Here is an 18,669-nt window from a genome sequence, read left to right as displayed (position 1 = left end):
ACTTAGTGGTAAAATGGATATTATGAGTTTTTTTTCTAATAGTAAGTTGCTTAGTGTAAGCATATTACTCATGTTAGTAAGCGGATGCGGCGGAGATAGCTCTAAAAAAGAGACTAACTTTGAAGTTGCTGAATCGAACTTAATCATTTCAGTTGAATCAGGCCTCTATGAAAGCTTTGATAATGATCTCATAGAGCTTAGTGCACCAGCCAATGCAGTATCATCTGATACCAGCTTTATCTATAGTAAAATGGATGTAGATGAGGCTAATAAGGCACTTAATATTGTCTCACCTCTTTATACTTTTACACCCAGCGACATCATATTTACTAATCCACTAACAGTCACTATTACGGTACCTGATGCCACCGAGCAACAAGCTTATACTATTGTTCAGCTCGTAGATGAATCTTGGCAGCCATTGGCGAGCACAACGACTAATTTAAACCAAATCAGTGCACAAATATCAGCATTTGGGACTTTTGCCGTACAATCTCGAACTTTGCCACTCGTTGCAAAAACAATTGGACCGCAATGTGTTGATAATCAAAACGAGCAAATGTTGCGATTCATCCACGTTGCAGATTTGCATGCTCGTTTTGGTTTTAAAGAACAATATTTTAGTCGCATTAAAGGCTATTACAATGCTGCCATCGCAGAACAACCTTTCACTTTATTTACCAATGGTGGTGATGATTACGAAAAAGGGACCGTTGCAGAGCAAACATCAATGGGACAAGCAACTGTTGAGGCAATTAAAGCGATGGCTTTTGATGTCAGAGTTGTTGGTAATCATGACTATGCATGGGGACCTGAACAACTGCTCGATTACGCAAGTGACGAAAACGCAATAGTTCTGGCCAGTAACACCACCTATGAAGGTGCACCCGATACAACGTTTGACGCAGTTGACTTCTCTGTTGTCCAAGTTGGGTGTTTAAAAGTAGGTTTTTTTGGTATGACTTCAGTGCCTTGGAATGAGCTGGATGAACCTCTTGAAACTGATCCTATCCCTGATTTCATCGCAAACTTTAAAATGAATTGGCTATGGCAGGACGTCGCACAAGAGCTGGTCAATAAATACCGCCAAGATGTAGACTATATGGTTATGGTGAGCCATTTAGGCGAAGGGTCAGATGTACGTGTTGCGCAAAATGTTCCGGGCATTGATTTAGTTTTAGGCGGACATACTCACGGTGGCGAGAGTTATCAACAACTAGATAACGGGACCATTGTTATACAACCCAACTTTTTCGCGCAAGGGTTAACAGACTTAACATTAACATTTGATGCCCAAACAAAAACAGTAAAAAATATAGACTACAACACGGTTGCTACAACGTCAGTTTCAACAATTGATACCAACACTCAGCGTGAAGTTGATATGATCATGGGTAAATATGCCCCAGATGCCCAAACAGAGATAGCTCTTTCACAAAACTTCCCAACTGTTAAAGAGCTCAGTCAAATAACAGGACTCGCTACACAACATCAATTTTCGAATATAGACGCCGTGTTGTTCGATCCAACTCAAGTACAAGATCGTTGGACCCCAGGCACGCTGACTCAGGAAGATTTTCATAATGTATTTCAAGTCGAAAGACAGCCTTCTAATACATCCGGTTTTAATGCCATATATCAAGTGACGGTGAGCGGCTCAGACCTCAAAGTAATGGCAGCAGCTGTGCCTGAATGGGTTTACATAGCACCAGATAGCGTCTTAGACACTCAACTGTATACGGTAGCTTTACATAAGGGGCCGGCTTTTAATGGCGACTTATTTTTTGGTAATGTGACCTTAAATGATCCAACTTTACTGGCCGAGGCTTGGGCCATACTTGATAATTACGCGCGCTTTCGTACCAGTCAATGCATGTATATTGACGTTGATGAAGTACTCAGCGCATGTAAAGTCGATGACAGTATTACCATTTGGAACTTTGATAATCCTGAAACGCCATTATTAGCAGACACCGGCCCAGCTGTACTAAGTTATTACGACCCTGAATCTGATAATTGGGGTGATGAGAAAACACAGTTTAAAACAACCACCGAATTGGACATTTCAGATCTAAAGGAAGGCCCTTCAGGTGTGATGGCATTTGCACGTCATAGCCCAACAGAAGGCTTTACATTAACAGCCAATACTCCCGCTAATGGCGACTTTAAGGAGCAAAATCTCATTTCTGATTATACATTAGTAATGGATGTGCTATGGCCTGAGGGCAGCGACAAAAGTTGGCGTTCGTTATGGCAAACAGATGTAACAAACCTCACTGATGCTGAACTTTACTACAATACAAGTAATGGCATCGGCATAACAACCACTGATAGCGGTTACTTTGGTGAGCTAAACAGCAATGAATGGAATCGTATTGCGTTTGTATTTTACGCCGCCCCTGCTAATGGCGTATTAAAAATATATATTAACGGCAAACTTGCTGGCGTCAAAGATGAAGGAGAAATTGACGCCCGCTGGGCAATTAATCAGGCCGCATTATTATTTACAGAGAACGATTATGAGACCGAAGCCGGTTTTTTAAACGCTATGCTGTTCGCTGGGCGTACTATGACTGATAAAGAAATCGCATCCCTTGGCGAAGCAACACACTCGCTTTCATTTACTCAGTCAACTCGACAGTTAAATGAAGCTGTAAAACGTCATTATCAAAGTGCACCTGTAATTAAACCTAACGTGTGGCTTCAACAACGCAGCCAATTTTTTAACAAAAACCGAGCCAGTGTAAATAATTAATTACAGTTAAGTTAGGTAAATAAGGGAATACGTTTCCATATTTACCTAACTAACAGCACTTATAAAGCATTAAAAATTAAACGCTTACATATAAAAAGAACATGTCGCCATAAAACGCACGCTGATAACATGAGCTAGGCAAGTAGGAAGCTATTAGGTATTAAAAATTCCGTCCCATTTAATTTACAATTTGGCTCTGGGCTAAATAAATGCAACCTCTTCCCCTAATCACATTTATGGTTAATCATCCCACTCATTAAACAACACTAAACGCAGTGCTTAATTGCGGGAGAATTAAAATGAGTGATGAAAAGAACCCTTTAGGTTTAGTTGGTATCGAGTTTACAGAATACGCAACACCAGATGCTGACTACATGGATAAAGTATTTACCGATTTTGGTTTTTCTAAGTTAAAAACATTTAAAGGTAAAGACATCGTTTACTACAACCAAAACGATATCCACTTTTTATTAAATAATGAACGTGGTGGTTTTTCAGCAGAATTTGCAAAAAGCCATGGCCCTGCAATTTGTTCAATGGGCTGGCGCGTTGAGAATGCTCAACATGCATTCGAAACTGCCGTAGCGCGTGGTGCAAAACCAGCAACAGACTCAACACATAAAGACTTACCATACCCAGCAATCTACGGTATCGGTGATAGCCTAATTTACTTCATCGAACAATTTGGTAAAGACGGCTCTATCTACGATAACGACTTTGAAGATTTAGCTGAGCAAAATGTGGTTGCTGATAAAGGCTTCCTACGTATCGATCATTTAACCAATAACGTTTATAAAGGCACTATGGAAACATGGGCTAATTTTTATAAAGATGTATTTGGTTTCACTGAAGTACGTTATTTTGATATTAAAGGCCAGAAAACAGCACTATTATCTTATGCACTTAAATCACCATGTGGCACCTTCTCAATTCCAATCAATGAAGGTAAAGGCAACGATAATAACCAAATTGATGAATACCTAGGTGAATACAATGGCCCAGGTGTACAACATTTAGCATTTTTGACTGATGACCTTGTAAGCTCACTTGATAAGCTAGATAAATCAACGATTGCAACTCTTGATATTATCCCTGAGTACTACGAGACAATTTTTGACCGTGTACCGTGGGTTAAAGAAGACAAAGAAAAAATCCGTGAGCATCAAATTTTAGTAGATAGCCAAAGTGAAGACTGTTACTTACTACAGATTTTCTCTAAAAACTTATTTGGTCCAATCTTTATTGAGATGATCCAACGTGTGGATGACGGTGGTTTTGGTGAAGGTAACTTCCAAGCACTGTTTGAATCGATTGAGCGTGATCAAGAGCGTCGCGGCGTTCTTTAAGCTTTAGACTATAAAATTAAAAAGCAGCGAACTCGCTGCTTTTTGTCGTTTAATCTATTTTATAAATCACAATCTGATTTTCACTGTTTAAATCGCGCTAATCATCACCATATCCACTGTAAAGCGCGACTGACTAAACCAAAGGAAATGTAATGAGTTTAATTAACGAAACCCATGATATAAATTTAACTAGCTGGGTAGCCTCAGCGAATGTTGCAAACTGTGACTTCCCTATTCAAAACTTACCATTTGCAGAAGTACGTCGTAAGAACGCTGACGAAGCTTTCCGTGGTGCTGTTGCTATTGGCGATCAAGTTATAGACCTTGCAAAAGTAAACGAATTAGCTATTTTTTCAGGTGATGCGCAAACTGCTGTTGCAGCGGCAAGCCAACCGACACTCAATGAGTTTATGGGCTTGGGCCAACAATATTGGTCAGCACTACGTTTAGCGCTTTCAAAAGCACTTCGCGAAGGTGCATCGGAGCAAGCTTTATTATCTGAAGCGTTAATTGCCCAAGCAGATATCGAATTCGCATTACCGTGTCGTATTGGCGATTACACTGACTTTTATACGTCAATTTACCACGCTACAGCCGTGGGTAGCTTATTCCGCCCAGATAACCCATTACTGCCAAACTACAAATGGGTACCAATTGGTTACCATGGTCGCTCATCATCAATCGATGTATCAGGACAAACTTTCCATCGTCCTAATGGCCAAACTAAAGCACCAGATGCAGAAGTGCCATCATTTGGTCCGTGTAAACGCTTGGATTATGAATTAGAGCTAGGTATCTACCTAGGTAAAGGCAATGAACTTGGCGATGCGATTGCTATCGAAAATGCTGAAAACCACGTATTTGGTTTCTGTGTTTTCAATGATTGGTCTGCACGTGATTTACAAGCGTGGGAATATCAACCACTAGGGCCTTTCCTTGCGAAAAACTTTGCCTCTACCGTTTCGCCTTGGATCGTCACTACTGAAGCGCTTGCTCCATACAGAACATCATGGACACGCGATGAGAATGATCCACAACCAATGGATTACCTTGAGTCTTCACAAAACCGTGAACTAGGCGCATTTGATATTCAGATGGATGTACAAATCGAAACGCAAAAAATGCGTGATGAAAAACACACACCAGAGCAAGTATCTAAATCTAGCTTCAAACATTCATACTGGACAGTAGCGCAAATGGTTACTCACCACACTGTAAATGGCTGTAACTTTATGCCAGGTGATATGCTTGGTTCTGGTACACAATCAGGCCCAACACATGAAGAAGCCGGTTCATTACTTGAGTTATCGCGCGGTGGTAAAGAAAAAATTACCCTGAGTAACGGTGAGCAACGTAGCTTCTTAGAAGATGGCGATAATGTAATCATGCGTGGTTGGTGTGAAAAAGAAGGTTTTGCACGAATTGGTTTTGGCTCAGTTGAAGGCACTATCCTGCCAGCTAAGTGATTAATTAACCAATATTTTTAATAAAAAGTTAACAAATTAAAGCGCCCAACTGGGCGCTTTTTACATATAAATGAGTAAGAATTACAATTTTTTTCTGGCTTTTTTATCTCAAATTGCTATCGTGGACCAGTTAATAGCCAGTATTTATGAGCCATGTCAGTATTTATTAAGTCTTTTTACCACAAATTATTTCCTACCCGACAGCTATTGATCCGTCAAAATGGCGAGGTTAAACATGTGGTTTTAGCGCCTTGGCTTCAACTTTCAATTGTTTTAGCTATTTTAGCAGCCACAGTGTGGCTGGTAACAACAACCGCTCATGTTTACTCTCAAACGAATAAAATTTCAGACATTGAAAAAAGCCAAATAACAAAACAGCAACAATGGCAACAACAACAGCAAACTCAACAAGCACTACATGAAAAACAATTAGAGCAATTAGCTGCACTTGAGCAAAAGCATGCTTTACTGCAAAGCATGATTGAATCGTTACCTGAGTCTATTAGCAAAGTAGGCGAGACTGATGCAGTTCAAATTGAAGAGAAAAAACAAGGTGATTTTCATGAGCCTCTTGTTGATGAACCGGTTAGTGGTAAAAATACGGCGCACCTAAACAACTACTCAGCAGAGCAACGATTCGCTCTTTTAAGTGAGCACTATCAAAACAATTTTACCGCACTTGAAGCACACATAGAAAACCGCCAACAACGTATTTTAGCAACACTAAAAGTGGCGGGAATTGATGATGCCATTTCAAGTCGACTACTCATCAATTCGAATGACACCGCACAGGGTGGCCCACTCAATGTATTTGATGAATCAAAAATTCCGAGTGAATTTTTAGCCATCGCTGATAAATTATTACTGCTAAATAGCCTTGAAAGCTTACTTAATGAGTTACCGCAATCTCTCCCTGCCGCAGATTATTATATTTCAAGCAGCTACGGTTTACGTAAAGATCCTATGAATGGTCGCAGAGCATTTCATAAAGGCGTTGATTTAGCTGGTTGGCATAAAACCGAAATTTTCGCACCTGCTGATGGTACAGTCCTACGTGCTGGCCGTAATGGCGGTTATGGTAATTTTATTGAATTAAAACATAAGAATGGATTTGTAACTCGGTTTGGCCACCTTAATAAAATTAAAGTTAAAAAAGGCCAAACGGTCACTAAAAATGACGTAATTGGCTTGATGGGTAGCACTGGCCGAAGTACTAGTACGCACTTGCATTATGAAGTGTTACTCAATGACAAGCATGTTAACCCTGTTAAAATTACTAAGGCGCTCGCACGTGTTCGGTAAAAAAAAGCAAACTAATACTGGTTTAACTGGTAACCAATTAAAAAGAACCAACAACACACCTTCTATTATTTCTGAAGATATGCGCCTCACTGGTAGTTTAACCAGCCAAGGTGAAGTTCAGCTCGATGGCCGAATTGATGGTGATGTACGTGTTAGCCTGTTAGTGATTGGTATTACTGGTGTTGTTGAAGGTAGCGTGGTTGCTGATAGCGTTGTTGTAAAAGGAAAGATCATCGGTTCACTCAATGCGGGTAAAGTTATTATTGAACAAACCGCAGAATTACATGGCGATATATACCAAGATACCCTCAGTATCGAAGCTGGCGCAACGATTGAAGGAAACTTAAAACAACGCCATGAAGCAGAAACCGTCGAGCTAAAGAGCACCGAAAATGATAAACCTGATCTTACTTCCGTGTTAGATACAGGTGATAGTGACTTGTCATTTTTCAATAAACAATCTGCCGAGAAAACAAAGTAACTATTTCTTTTTTGTAATGTACATTGTTATATCTGCGCTAAAAACTAGCTCGTTACGGGTGTTATAAAGCCTTACCGGTACCACTAAATCTTCTTTATCTAACCATTGCCTTGGCATTTGAATTTCTGCAATAGCTGTCACGTCAGTATCTACTTTAGCTAAGTAACTCACAGTCATCCCTTTAGGGATCCAGCGATGGGTTTTGTATGGGACGGTTGCATCAACCATAACGCCAGCGCATAACTCAGCTAAATTACATTGCGCAATCGCATGAATAGTACCGATATGATTATGTACGCTGCGCCTATTTTTTACTACTGCACTACAATAGCCCTCTTTCAAATCCAAAATATAGGGTTTCATTGAACCAAAATAAGGGGCTTTAAAACATACAGCCTTAGTAAATAACCAATTACCAAACGGCATATTCTTTAATCTTAACCATGTTTTTAAAACTGCAGATTGTTCACTCATTATTTTTCTCATGTGAATGCTTTAATAATCACAAAGCTAACACATCAGACCAGTTATAAAAAGCTAAAAAACATCATATTCTGTTAAGCAAACTGTTAGGGGCTGTTTACCTTTCAAGGTTAAGTTTGCAGCAGTCTGTTTAGTAGTTGGTAGGCAGCGCCTATGTGGCGTGATTATTCCTCGTAAATAGGCGATAACGCAGCATCAATGCCAAACAGGCGCAACCCTTTGGGTTCTGCCTAGGGGCAATTTACTCTTTGTTGCCTACATGAATAGTGGTAAAGGGCGTGATCAGAACGCGTAAGCTTCGCTCGGTTTTGACTTAGCTCACTAGGTTACAAACCTCGCGCCGCGATTAAACCGCCCATAGCTGAACACATTATAATCCGAAATGATAAACAGACCCTAATACAATGATGACTTTAGATATTTTCTTCTTTTAATAAATAGAGTGCTTTCAATTTACCTACAAGGCACTTAAAATATTGTTTTAAAGGAGTTCGAATGTACCCACCCCAGTCCAAACATACTATTAACTTGCTATTGATCCTTGCGCTTCTTGTGATTTTTTGCCCTTTGGCAATTGATATTTATCTACCCGCATTTCCAACAATTGCAAAACAATTTCAAGTTGGTGAAAAACAAGTTCAGCAAACCGTGGCTATTTTCATGCTAACGGTAGGACTTGGGCAGTTAATCGCTGGCCCACTAGCAGATAAATTTGGCCGTAAACCAGTTGCGCTCGTTGGCGTAAGCCTTTATGGCATAGCTTCTTTAGGCGCTTACTTTGCCCCAAACTTCAATGCCATGTTAGTAGCACGTGCCGTACAAGGGTTTGGAGCATGTGCAACTTTTGTAGTGGCCTTTGCAATTGTCAGAGATAGGTTTGGCAGCGAGCGAAGCGGCCAAATGATCACTTATTTAAATGGTATTGTGTGTTTTATCCCAGCATTAGCACCTATTTTGGGTGCTTGGCTTACAGTTCAGTTTGGCTGGCGCATGAATTTTCTATTTTTAGCTGGCTTTGCGTTTCTAGGTCTCATTGTTACCTTACTTATGTTTAAGGAAACCCGCCCTGCTGATAGTGTTTACGATGGCCATATCCTCGACTTAAGGCGCTTTATTCCAATTATAACAACCCCTATTTTTCTTTTTAATAGCTTAATTTGCATGGTAGCCATGTCTGCAATTTTGGTATTTGTAACGCTGGCACCAGGCTGGCTTATTACAGAGCTTGGCGGAAGTGTTGCTGATTTCACTTTTTGGTTCACAATCAATGCTGTACTGAGTATTTTAGCAAGCTTCACCATGCCTGTATTTATAAAGAAAAATGCAACTAAAGCGTTAAAGTGTGGTTTATTGATACTCATAGGCTCTGGCTTTTTGATGATACTGTTGGGTAATCTAAAAACGCCTTTGGCATTAATGACACCTATGTTTATTGCGGCATTTGGCTTTGCTTTAACGTTAGGCTCTGCGGCTGGAGGTGCGCTCAGCATATTCCCAAAACAAGCGGGAACTGCGTCTGCTTTAATTGGACTTATGCAAATGAGCGGTGCAAGTTTGCTCGTATTTTTGACGCAATATCTTAATTTATCGACTCCACAATTAATTAGTGTTCACTTTTTATTGCTGACCCCGTTTTGCTATTTGCTTTTCAAAAATAAGTATTAACAATGCGTTATTTAAGTAAGCACACCCAACAAGCGAGCCAAGGCTCGCTTTTCTTTTTAACAAATTTTGTTAATATGATGCCCATTGAAATCACATGCCTTAACAATGATAAACGTTGAATTTTTATTATCTTTCCTCGCAGCCAGTTTTTTAATTGCTGTTGCTCCTGGCCCCTCTAACGCATTTCTTATGGCGCAAACATTTGCTAATGGCCGCGCGGCGGGTTTACAAAGTGCATTTGGTTTTGCCCTTGGCGGCGTAGTACACACTTTATTTGCCGTAGTTGGTTTAACGGCTATCTTAAAAGCCTCTGAGACCGCTTATGCGACGGTGCAGTATGCAGGCGCTGCCTATCTTTGCTATTTGGGTGCTAGTATGCTTAAAAGCACGTTTAAGGAGCCACAATGCAATAGTGACGAGAAGCCTCATATCACGACCAAAAAGAAATCCAACGTTATGTTTCAAGCGATGATGACAGAAGTGCTTAACCCAAAAGTGGCGCTGTTTTTTATTGCTTTTATACCGCAGTTTGTTGATCCCTCCCTATCAAGCTCAACCACGTTTCAACTGGCATTTTTTGGTTTACTCTACCCTATTTTTGCTTTTCCTATCGACTGCACATATATTTACTTCGGCGATAAAATTGCACACTATTTTAGAGCACATCCACAAAGCCAGGTTTGGATTGACCGCATAACAGGTGTAGTATTTATCGCACTGGCCATTAATTTACTAATGTAATAACAATAAGAGTCAATATGGAACAAAAATTACAGTCACTCCCAGCGCATAAAAATATCGCTTTGGTTGCTCATGATGGTAAAAAAGCAGCTCTTCAAGCTTGGTGTAAAAAACACCATGCTAGCCTTAGCCAACATACATTGTATGGTACAGGCACCACAGGACATTTAATCGAACGAACCACCGGGTTAAACGTTGTAAAACTATTAAGCGGCCCTATGGGGGGCGACCAACAGCTTGGAGCAAAGATTGCTGAGCACGAAGTGCATATGCTTATCTTCTTTTGGGATCCACTTGCATCGCAGCCCCATGATCCTGATGTAAAAGCATTGCTAAGATTGGCTGCGGTATGGAATATTCCTGTAGCCTGTAATGAAGTCAGTGCGGATATGCTATTAAGCTCAACATTAATGAACAGTGAGCTTGAGCGCACCTTGCCGGATTACGAAAAATACCTCGCTACTCGGCAAGTAGATTTATAAGTAGGCACCGACTACTTATAAAGCATATTTGCCCACTTGGTTAAACCGGCGGTAACACTACCAAAGTGGTCGCCGTTCACCATATTAATATCGCCCAAGTGCTGTTTGAGTGCCGCTTTTATTAATGGCGACTGTGCACTGCCCCCGGTTAAATAAATAACGTCTGGTACAACGCCAGCCTCTTTAATTGCTTCTTTAGCCAGCGTCACTATTTGACTTATAGAGTCTTCAACGGCTAACGCGAGATCTCTTAAATCCAATGTTTTAGCTAAATCCGTCGCTAGAAAGTCTAAATTACAGTTGTAACTTTGTTCAGAAGATAAGGCTATTTTAGCGGCTTCCCCTTGTTGCACTAGCTGGTGCCCCTGCTTATTTTGTTGTAAATTAATTAAACGTTGGAAAAGCGCTGGTTCATTTGCATCACGAAGTGCAGTAATGAGCTCACGAGTATGCGCTTGTGCGTAAAATTGGCTTTGTAAATTTACATCGTTAATTTTACATGCCTGCCAAAAAGGTTGATTGGGCAATGGTAAGCCAGATTTAAACGTACTACCTAAACCGAGTAAAGGCATTAAGCCATGATAGCTCAGCGCAATATCTAGGTCGTTTCCACCGATACGTTTACCGCTGTGAGCTAAAAAGTCATGATCTCGCTCGCTGTTACCGCGAAAGTCCGGGCCCATTTGCACAAATGAACAATCACTCGTACCACCACCAATATCAACTACGAGTACTTTTTGGTTTTGAATTAAATTACTTTCGTAATCAATTCCTGCGGCTAAAGGCTCATATAAAAAGGCAACGTCTTTGAAGCCCGCACGTTTTGCAGCACGCTCTAAAATACCGATTGCTTGCTGATTCGACTCTTCACCGCCCACCGCTTGAAAGTTAACAGGACGGCCAATCACTGTGTGAGTTAATGACTGCTTGAGTGACAACTCTGCTCGTTGTTTTATTTTTAAGATCATTGCCGTAGCAATGTCTTCAAAAAAGTTAATTTGGCCTTGTTTTAAACCAGTTGCACCAAAAAATGATTTCGGTGATTTAACAAAATAGCCTTCTTCAGGAAATTGCACATACTCGCTAATCGCTTCTCGGCCAATAAATATACTTTGTTCATCATCCGCTAAATCAAGGTCAGACTTTATGCGTGGCAATGTATTAAGTAAGGCTTGGCGCTGGCTTTTATAATCGTGCTCGAATGGGGTGCCTGTTAGGTTCTTGGCAACAAAATCAACGACCAATGCGCTATGGTGAGTATAAAGGGTCGATGGCAAGTAATGCTTACCTTGCTCCAATGGTACAAGTTCAACAAGGTTGTTTGCACCTATAACACCCATTGCACAATTAGAACTACCATAATCAAAACCTACTACCATTGCTTCACCACACTGACGACAAAAAGGCCGCGCAATTTAGCACATTTAACGCAGCTTTAAAACGTTATTCCTGCGGGCGCTCACGTAAAAAGCTAGCAAAACGTGGTAGACCATTTTTTGTATAGCCATGGTATCTGTACGTAATAAGAGCACCAATCGCTGGCGGGTCGCGCCTTTGTTTATCACTAAAGCCCGTTCCTATTTTAAATGTAACTCCAGCGTTATTTTTTACTTTTAAGGCACCAAGCATCCCATGGTATTTTCCTTTGCCTGGATGATGAGCAATGACTGTTGCCTCATCGTCAAAATAAGGCTTAAGTTTTAACAACGCTGAAGAGCGACCACTTTGATGTTTAGCGCTTGCAAGATGCAGCATCACCCCTTCACCACCGCGTTTAGTTATTCGTTCAAAAAAGGCGGTGAGAGCTTGGTTTGACAAAAACTGGTGCTGTTCTACCCCAATAATATGCGGCTTGTTAATTGCTCTAACTAACTGTTGGTAATTTTTGTAGCGAATACTAAAAGGATTTGTCTGATCGGGCATATCAAAAATACGAAACGTCACCCTTTGCCAAGCACTGTCGGCTGGATTGGCTGTGCGCACAATGCCACTTAGAGCCGCAAAGTCATTATGCTTTGTCCAAAGCTCACCATCGAGCCACACTTGAGGCAAAACACGGCTAAACCAGCGAGGAGGTTTGATGGGGTTGCCATTTCGCGTGACAAACTCAGCACCAGTCCAAATGGCCCTCACGCCATCAAACTTTTCACTCACTAAGTATTCAGACACATCCACTGTGCTGCTTTTATCATACACTTTTGCAAGCTGAACACGTGGCGTAACGCTTCCCTCATCAGCACTTTGAGCTAAACCAGTTAAAGGCAGTATAATTAGCCATAAATATAATAAAGTATAAAATCCTTTTTTCATCGTCGTATCCTTAGAAAGTAGATACGCAAACTATAGTTTATTTTGTACCCATTGCAAAAACTCTTGTAAATCGACGAGCTGTGCAGTCGCTTTGCTGAGATCATGATTTAAGGTATGCTTATTAGGCACCGCTACCACAGCGAGCTCTGCTTTAAAAGCAGCTGTTACACCGGTATGGGTATCTTCAACCGCAACGGCATTCGCAGGTTTAATTGCAAGTGTTTGCAGTGCTAATAAATAAGGATCGCCAGCAGGCTTTGGGTTTGCAACATCATCCTTCGTTACTACACAGTCAAACAGTTCATAAAAGCCATACCCTTTAAGAATAGGTAGGGCTTCATCCCTTGCACTGCCTGTAACTAACGCCATCTTTAAACCACTTTTTTTAATCGCGAGCAAGGTTTCTTTTGCAAATGGCATAAGTGGTGGCAAGTGAGTTGTGACAAATTCACTAAAATAATCATACTTACGTTGTGCAAGTGCTTGTGGTGTAATTGCTAAGTTATAATATGCAACGACTTCTTTGGCCGCTTCTACGGTCGCTTTACCTGAAAAATGCTGACAAAACTCCTCTTCTTCATAGCGAATACCATACTCGGCTAAAATGTCATTCCAGCAATTAAAATGCACACTTTCAGAGTCAACCAAGGTGCCGTCCATATCAAATAGTATTGCCTGTAAAGCCATCGTCATTCCTTATTTAACCTGAACTCTGATTAAGAGATGTACTAGTGTATTGATATTAAATCACAAATATATTTATTATCCAGAGCTCAGGTTATTTAAAGCGCTAAAAAAAGGCGCACTCGGCACCTTTTATAATTGATAAATTATCCTGCGAGGCCAGCAGGCGGCTCAGCAAATGCTTCTTCGCCAGTTTCCACATCGACCAAATCATAACCGCGCTCTTTACGAACCACTTTAAGCACCGGTTTTTCAAACGCCGTTTTTAACCGATCACTATCGGCTTGCAATTCTTCAACAGTATTACCAAATGGTGCCGCACCGGTTTCAGACCAGTTTGTTACTTTACCATTTAGGTTATATTCAACTTCATGAATTTGATATTGCGCTGCTTCATCTTTGGTCGCTTCACAAAAAATTACACGGTAGTTCCAAAATCCAGCCATTATTTGTCTCTTTTCTTTATCAGTTAATGAGAGCTACTTTAGCAGTATAAACTAGCAATAGAAATGAAAAAACCCGCTTTAAAAGCGGGTTTTATTGTAATTAGTTAACCTTAAAAGAAGTTAACTTTAAACTCTGCGCCAATAAAGCGCGGTTCGTTTACGATTGCTGAGTTATTACTAAAATCAACACCGCCGATGAATACTTGCTCATCAGTTATGTTACGAGCAAAGGCTGCTACTTCATACTCATAATCGCCCGAGAACCATTTATAGCCAGTGCGCACGCCACCTTCAAGTAGGGCTTCACCAGTAAATTCAACTGATTCATATAAGAAAAAGTCAATTTCACTGCGGTAAGACCAATCAGTGTAAGCATAAAACTCACCGTCACCTAGCTCTTGTGTGTAACGTAAAGTAAAGTTAGCAATCCACTCTGGTGCGTGAGGTAAGCTGTTACCATCAAGGCTAAAACCTTGGTCAGTCGAAGGGTCTGTTATAGTACATGCAAAACAACCTTGCGAAAATAATGCATCGTCCTGCAACTCAGTATTGTTGTAACTAAAGTTGAATGTTGCATCAAAGTTATCAGATAATACCCATTGAGTATCAACTTCAAAACCATAACCTACTGTTTTATCAGCGTTAAGTAAGCGTGCAGTGTTACCAGCATCACCACCAACAGCGGTTAGTTGCTGGTCATCCATTTGATAGTAAAAAACAGTCGCATTAATACGACCACTACCATCAAGTACATCTGACTTGATACCTGCTTCAATAGAGTTAATTGTTTCAGAGTCAGCAACTGTTACATCATCGCTAAACAGAATACGGCCTTGAACACTTGGTGCACGGAAACCATTCGCTGCACGAACAAATAAGTTAATATCATCAGAATATTTATAAGCTGCTGCTAAATCCCATGATACATGGCTATCTTCTGGTGCCACAGACTTAGTTAGGTTAGCGGTAGTTGACTCTGGTGATGCATAACGTGATGCAGTAAAGTCACGCTTATCATCTGAATAACGTAAACCTGCAGTGATTTCTAACTTATCAGATAACTGATATTCACTTGAGGCAAATACTGCCCAAGCAGTCGTTTCTTGATCTTGACGTACGTAACCCGTTAAGAAATTGGCGCCTAGACCATCATAACCATAAGTTTCGATAACTTGCTCTTCATTATAATAAAAAGCACCAACTTGATAGTTAAAGTCACCAGCAAAGTCACTCGATAAACGTAACTCTTGCGTGTATTGATTATGATCAGGTAAAGCATCTGCCGTTTCTGATGCTAAGAATATAAAACCAGGACCCATCTCTGGAGTTGGGCAACCAGGAACAAATGTGTTACCGCAACCAAAACCACCATCAACATCCGCGCGAGAGAAGATTTCTGCACTTTCCCAGCCGCTGATTGAGGTTAAGGTATGAGCATTAAAGTCATATTCAACTTTTAAACTTGCACCTTGTGATTCAACATTTTGCGTCGCAAACTGTACTGAATCTTGATAAATAACTTCTGGGTCAAAGCCAGCACGTGGTTTGTTCGTACCTGCTTCAATCGCGTTTGCATGAAAGACAATTGGCTTACCATTTAAATCACGTGTGTGATAATTAAATAATGCACTTAAGTCATCTTTTTCATATAAAAATTGTACACGAGCAGCTGTTTCTTGATAACCACCCGTTGCGTCATCAATTTCATTACCAGCTAAACGGTTATCAATATAATCATCACGCTCTTGACGTAATAAAGATACACGAGCAGATACATTATCTGTTAACCCGCCACTTACAGCACCTTCAAAATCAATTGAATTGAATGAACCATAAGATAAAGCCGCATAGCCTTCAAAATCTTGTGTTGGGCGTGCAGAGTCAATTTTAACTAAGCCAGCCGGTGTATTACGACCAAACAACGTTCCTTGAGGTCCACGAAGAACTTCAACTCGCCCCGTATCAAATACAGGGAAACCTTTTAAAATAGGGCTTTCTTGAACAATTTCATCTACCACTAAAGAGACTGGTTGTGATGAGTTCAAATCGAAATCTGAGTTACCAAGACCACGAACATAAAAGCGTGGGAATGAACGACCAAACGAAGATTCAACGGTTAAACTTGGGATCTTCGCATTTAAAAAGCGAATATCCATACCAGCAGAGCTTGCTGCTTCTAACCCGTCACCTTGCAATGCAGATGCTGCAACAGGAACTTCCTGCGCATTCTCTACACGTTTACGTGCGGTAATTTGAATAACTTCTAATTGGTTGTTTTTATCTGCAGCGGGGGCATCTTCTGCTGCGCTTGAAAATGAAGTACCTGCTACTGCAGAGAACAACGTTGCATTAATAAGGGTTGCTAACGTAGATCTTTTCATTGCTTTCATGTTGGGGTTTAGCCTTTTTAATGCACTCTTGTTCAACGGTTAAGGTGTTGCGCCAAATTCACTCGGCGGGCTCAATCAATTTTTCGCGCCTTGAATAATCTGCGCGGACCTCTTAGTCGAGAGTGCAAAACGAAGTAAAGAGGCTGATCGAACGGACGATATTATAGCACTTCATGACACTTTTACTGCATTAATACGTATAAAAAAACAAGTTTTTTACAACTTTTAGCAACAACATGACGACTTTTAGACTCATTTATGCAAATATTTCACACTTTAGCGGACATATGTCCTGTATTAAATAATTGCAAAAATTGTAGCAAAAGCACAGAGTTGGTAATGGTTATTATTTCAGTTTTTATTTTAGGTCATCACTTGGGTTTACGAACTCTGGACTCGCAAGTTCGCAATTATGTTTATTAAGTAAACAAATAATGGCTAGGTTTAGTTCTTCTATGACGTCTAGATACTTATTAAAATCGGTAGTATTTACATAACTCAATACATCGACTTGTAATGCCCATGGCGTAAATCCCTTAAATTTTACTCGACAGGGCTCACTACATATCGCTTCATGTTCAGTCAATAACTGTTTAAATGCTGTTATGAAGGCATGCAGATCGTCCTTCTGCGTTTTGGCACTCAGCATTAAATTGGGTCGATAAGAAATACGCTCTCGCTCAGAAATATTTTCCAGTTGCATATCGACAAATTTAGCGTTTGCGACATAAACAACTGAGCGTTCGAGTGTTCGGATCCGCGTTGCCCTCAAACCAATTTCTTCAATAGTGCCAATATGATTATCAAACTTACACAAGCTACCAATTTTTACTGGGGCTGAAATATAAAGCGTAATTGCACCAATAATGTTTTCAACTGTTTTTTGTGCGGCCAGCGCAATAGCCAAACCACCAATCCCTAGACCCGCAATCAATGTGGTTGCATTAAAGCCTAGATTTTCAAACCAGATTAAAATCGCCATAATCATGATGATAACTTTGAAAACATTACTCATTGGACGCAACAAATAAACTGCCTGAGGCTTGTCCTGCATTATAAATCGATCAGCTAAACGATGTTTTAGTATGTCGACAGCACGTATAAACACCCAAACCCATGCAATTATTAAAACGGTTGCCCCCTGGGAGATAGCAACAACTGCGAGTGTTACATTAGCTTTATCATTAAATGTACGTGCCAAAATAACAGCCATTAATAAGCAAATGGGTCCTTTGATAAAGGCGAGTATATCCGCAGATGTATGAACGCTTAATCGGTGTATAATTGCAGCAATAATGCGTGTTATAAGCACTGCAAAAAACACGAATCCTAAAAAAGTTGCTGTAAAATATACCCACTGCCACAACATCACTCCTAATAATTCAGCTTGAGGCAAGTGTCTATATAACCACTCTCCCACAGCGTTGTAACCAAACTCTTCAATCAAAAATGGGATTTTACTTACTGTCGCATTTGAGATTTTCCAAATACGAGGACTCCCATTATTTCCTGGAACACGTTGTAAAAGAATTTGGATAGGGCCAATTGAAGTCGGGATTTGTGCGACCAAATCTCGGTAATCGGGTACACCTTCATTTTGTTTTCCTTCTGGGCTTTGGCTTAATGTGTCTATATCAACCCATACAGTTCGGTCTAAAACCAATAATAAGTCTTCAGCTAAAAGTGCTGGTGAAATACTTTGCACGTTTAGGGGCAAATTACGTACATCTAAATATTTAGCCGCTAATTCAAAGTTTCGTGCCCGTGCTGCTTTAAAGTAAGCTTGCATTGCAGAGCGTGGTGTTAATCGATGAAACTCATCATAGTATAACGAGCTTGATTCCATGGCTTGTTCATTGCTTGTTTTATGAGCTGCTGATAGGTCTTTAGGCTGTGAGGGGGACGTTGTTTGTGTCTTCTCTTTGTCCTCATTATCCATGATTGATTTTACGGTAATTTCAGGCTCTGCAAAAACACCAATACTTAAACTGGCAAGCAGAATCATCATTACCCAATTTAAACAACCACCCCTCACGTTCTCAGCCATTCATTTATCCTTGGTATTTTAAAAGTAGCCTTTAAATAGCAAATGTATTAACCCGTCTCCAGCCTGAGGCT

The 18,669-nt window shown here is 40.4% G+C and carries 15 protein-coding genes; 8 read left to right on the top strand and 7 right to left on the bottom strand.

Features of this window, described 5'->3' with window-relative positions; translation table 11 throughout:
* Positions 1-22: 22 nt before the first annotated feature.
* The 5 genes from CSC79_RS04595 (at position 23) to CSC79_RS04575 (ending at position 7,350) form a co-directional block, all read left to right on the top strand.
* Complete coding sequence (locus tag CSC79_RS04595; RefSeq protein WP_099294841.1) at positions 23-2,755, top strand: metallophosphoesterase; 2,733 nt, start codon at positions 23-25, stop codon at positions 2,753-2,755.
* A gap of 299 nt (positions 2,756-3,054) precedes the next feature.
* A complete protein-coding gene (gene hppD, locus CSC79_RS04590; RefSeq protein WP_099294524.1) occupies positions 3,055-4,101 on the top strand; it encodes a 4-hydroxyphenylpyruvate dioxygenase in 1,047 nt (348 codons plus the stop codon).
* A gap of 152 nt (positions 4,102-4,253) precedes the next feature.
* Positions 4,254-5,567, top strand: a complete 1,314-nt coding sequence (gene fahA / locus CSC79_RS04585; RefSeq protein ID WP_058559870.1) for a fumarylacetoacetase — start codon at positions 4,254-4,256, stop codon at positions 5,565-5,567.
* A 153-nt stretch (positions 5,568-5,720) separates the two neighbouring features.
* Positions 5,721-6,869: a M23 family metallopeptidase gene (locus CSC79_RS04580; protein WP_099294522.1), complete on the top strand. Its 1,149-nt coding sequence runs from the start codon at positions 5,721-5,723 to the stop codon at positions 6,867-6,869.
* Positions 6,859-7,350, top strand: coding sequence for a polymer-forming cytoskeletal protein (locus CSC79_RS04575; RefSeq protein ID WP_058559868.1), 492 nt, complete (start codon positions 6,859-6,861; stop codon positions 7,348-7,350). The genes CSC79_RS04580 and CSC79_RS04575 overlap by 11 nt, the downstream gene beginning before the upstream one ends.
* On the opposite strand, the gene CSC79_RS04570 is transcribed toward CSC79_RS04575, so the two are convergent.
* Positions 7,351-7,824, bottom strand: a complete 474-nt coding sequence (locus tag CSC79_RS04570) for a hotdog fold domain-containing protein (protein WP_099294840.1) — start codon at positions 7,822-7,824, stop codon at positions 7,351-7,353.
* Between the two features lie 504 nt (positions 7,825-8,328).
* On the opposite strand from CSC79_RS04570, the gene CSC79_RS04565 reads away from it, so the two are divergent.
* The 3 genes from CSC79_RS04565 to CSC79_RS04555 all read left to right on the top strand — a co-directional run bounded on the left by CSC79_RS04565 (position 8,329) and on the right by CSC79_RS04555 (position 10,721).
* The gene (locus CSC79_RS04565; RefSeq protein ID WP_099294520.1) at positions 8,329-9,498 is read left to right on the top strand and encodes a multidrug effflux MFS transporter; all 1,170 of its coding nucleotides are present in this window, start codon (positions 8,329-8,331) and stop codon (positions 9,496-9,498) included.
* A 105-nt stretch (positions 9,499-9,603) separates the two neighbouring features.
* Positions 9,604-10,239 (top strand): LysE family translocator, encoded by a 636-nt coding sequence (locus CSC79_RS04560; protein WP_099294518.1) that lies wholly within the window; start codon positions 9,604-9,606, stop codon positions 10,237-10,239.
* A 17-nt stretch (positions 10,240-10,256) separates the two neighbouring features.
* Entirely contained in the window at positions 10,257-10,721 is a 465-nt protein-coding gene (locus tag CSC79_RS04555; RefSeq protein ID WP_087532055.1) for a methylglyoxal synthase, read from the top strand.
* A gap of 11 nt (positions 10,722-10,732) precedes the next feature.
* Here the strand turns inward: CSC79_RS04555 and yegD are convergent, their stop codons facing one another.
* The 6 genes from yegD to CSC79_RS04525 form a co-directional block, all read right to left on the bottom strand.
* Positions 10,733-12,100: a molecular chaperone gene (gene yegD, locus CSC79_RS04550; RefSeq protein WP_099294516.1), complete on the bottom strand. Its 1,368-nt coding sequence runs from the start codon at positions 12,098-12,100 to the stop codon at positions 10,733-10,735.
* Positions 12,101-12,164: 64 nt separating this feature from the next.
* Positions 12,165-13,031, bottom strand: coding sequence for a DNA ligase (locus tag CSC79_RS04545; RefSeq protein ID WP_099294514.1), 867 nt, complete (start codon positions 13,029-13,031; stop codon positions 12,165-12,167).
* Between the two features lie 30 nt (positions 13,032-13,061).
* On the bottom strand, positions 13,062-13,718 hold the full coding sequence (locus CSC79_RS04540) for an HAD family phosphatase (RefSeq protein ID WP_099294512.1): 657 nt from the start codon (positions 13,716-13,718) through the stop codon (positions 13,062-13,064).
* 143 nt (positions 13,719-13,861) lie between these two features.
* A complete protein-coding gene (locus CSC79_RS04535) occupies positions 13,862-14,161 on the bottom strand; it encodes a hypothetical protein (RefSeq protein WP_099294510.1) in 300 nt (99 codons plus the stop codon).
* Positions 14,162-14,271: 110 nt separating this feature from the next.
* Positions 14,272-16,551 (bottom strand): TonB-dependent receptor, encoded by a 2,280-nt coding sequence (locus tag CSC79_RS04530; RefSeq protein ID WP_099294508.1) that lies wholly within the window; start codon positions 16,549-16,551, stop codon positions 14,272-14,274.
* A gap of 358 nt (positions 16,552-16,909) precedes the next feature.
* Positions 16,910-18,598, bottom strand: coding sequence for a mechanosensitive ion channel family protein (locus CSC79_RS04525; RefSeq protein ID WP_099294506.1), 1,689 nt, complete (start codon positions 18,596-18,598; stop codon positions 16,910-16,912).
* Positions 18,599-18,669 lie beyond the last annotated feature (71 nt).

This window comes from Pseudoalteromonas sp. 3D05, from assembly GCF_002723455.1.
In the GTDB taxonomy this organism is placed as follows: Bacteria; Pseudomonadota; Gammaproteobacteria; order Enterobacterales; family Alteromonadaceae; genus Pseudoalteromonas.
This window is presented reverse-complemented; position numbering and strand designations above follow the sequence as displayed.

Coding starts and splice junctions, on each gene's coding strand:
- CSC79_RS04565 (WP_099294520.1), top strand. CDS start 8,329: ATGTACCCACCCCAGTCCAAACATACTATTAACTTGCTATTGATCCTT.
- CSC79_RS04525 (WP_099294506.1), bottom strand. CDS start 18,598: ATGGCTGAGAACGTGAGGGGTGGTTGTTTAAATTGGGTAATGATGATT.
- CSC79_RS04555 (WP_087532055.1), top strand. CDS start 10,257: ATGGAACAAAAATTACAGTCACTCCCAGCGCATAAAAATATCGCTTTG.
- CSC79_RS04545 (WP_099294514.1), bottom strand. CDS start 13,031: ATGAAAAAAGGATTTTATACTTTATTATATTTATGGCTAATTATACTG.
- yegD (WP_099294516.1), bottom strand. CDS start 12,100: ATGGTAGTAGGTTTTGATTATGGTAGTTCTAATTGTGCAATGGGTGTT.
- CSC79_RS04580 (WP_099294522.1), top strand. CDS start 5,721: ATGTCAGTATTTATTAAGTCTTTTTACCACAAATTATTTCCTACCCGA.
- CSC79_RS04530 (WP_099294508.1), bottom strand. CDS start 16,551: ATGAAAGCAATGAAAAGATCTACGTTAGCAACCCTTATTAATGCAACG.
- CSC79_RS04535 (WP_099294510.1), bottom strand. CDS start 14,161: ATGGCTGGATTTTGGAACTACCGTGTAATTTTTTGTGAAGCGACCAAA.
- fahA (WP_058559870.1), top strand. CDS start 4,254: ATGAGTTTAATTAACGAAACCCATGATATAAATTTAACTAGCTGGGTA.
- CSC79_RS04595 (WP_099294841.1), top strand. CDS start 23: ATGAGTTTTTTTTCTAATAGTAAGTTGCTTAGTGTAAGCATATTACTC.
- CSC79_RS04570 (WP_099294840.1), bottom strand. CDS start 7,824: ATGAGTGAACAATCTGCAGTTTTAAAAACATGGTTAAGATTAAAGAAT.
- CSC79_RS04540 (WP_099294512.1), bottom strand. CDS start 13,718: ATGGCTTTACAGGCAATACTATTTGATATGGACGGCACCTTGGTTGAC.
- hppD (WP_099294524.1), top strand. CDS start 3,055: ATGAGTGATGAAAAGAACCCTTTAGGTTTAGTTGGTATCGAGTTTACA.
- CSC79_RS04560 (WP_099294518.1), top strand. CDS start 9,604: ATGATAAACGTTGAATTTTTATTATCTTTCCTCGCAGCCAGTTTTTTA.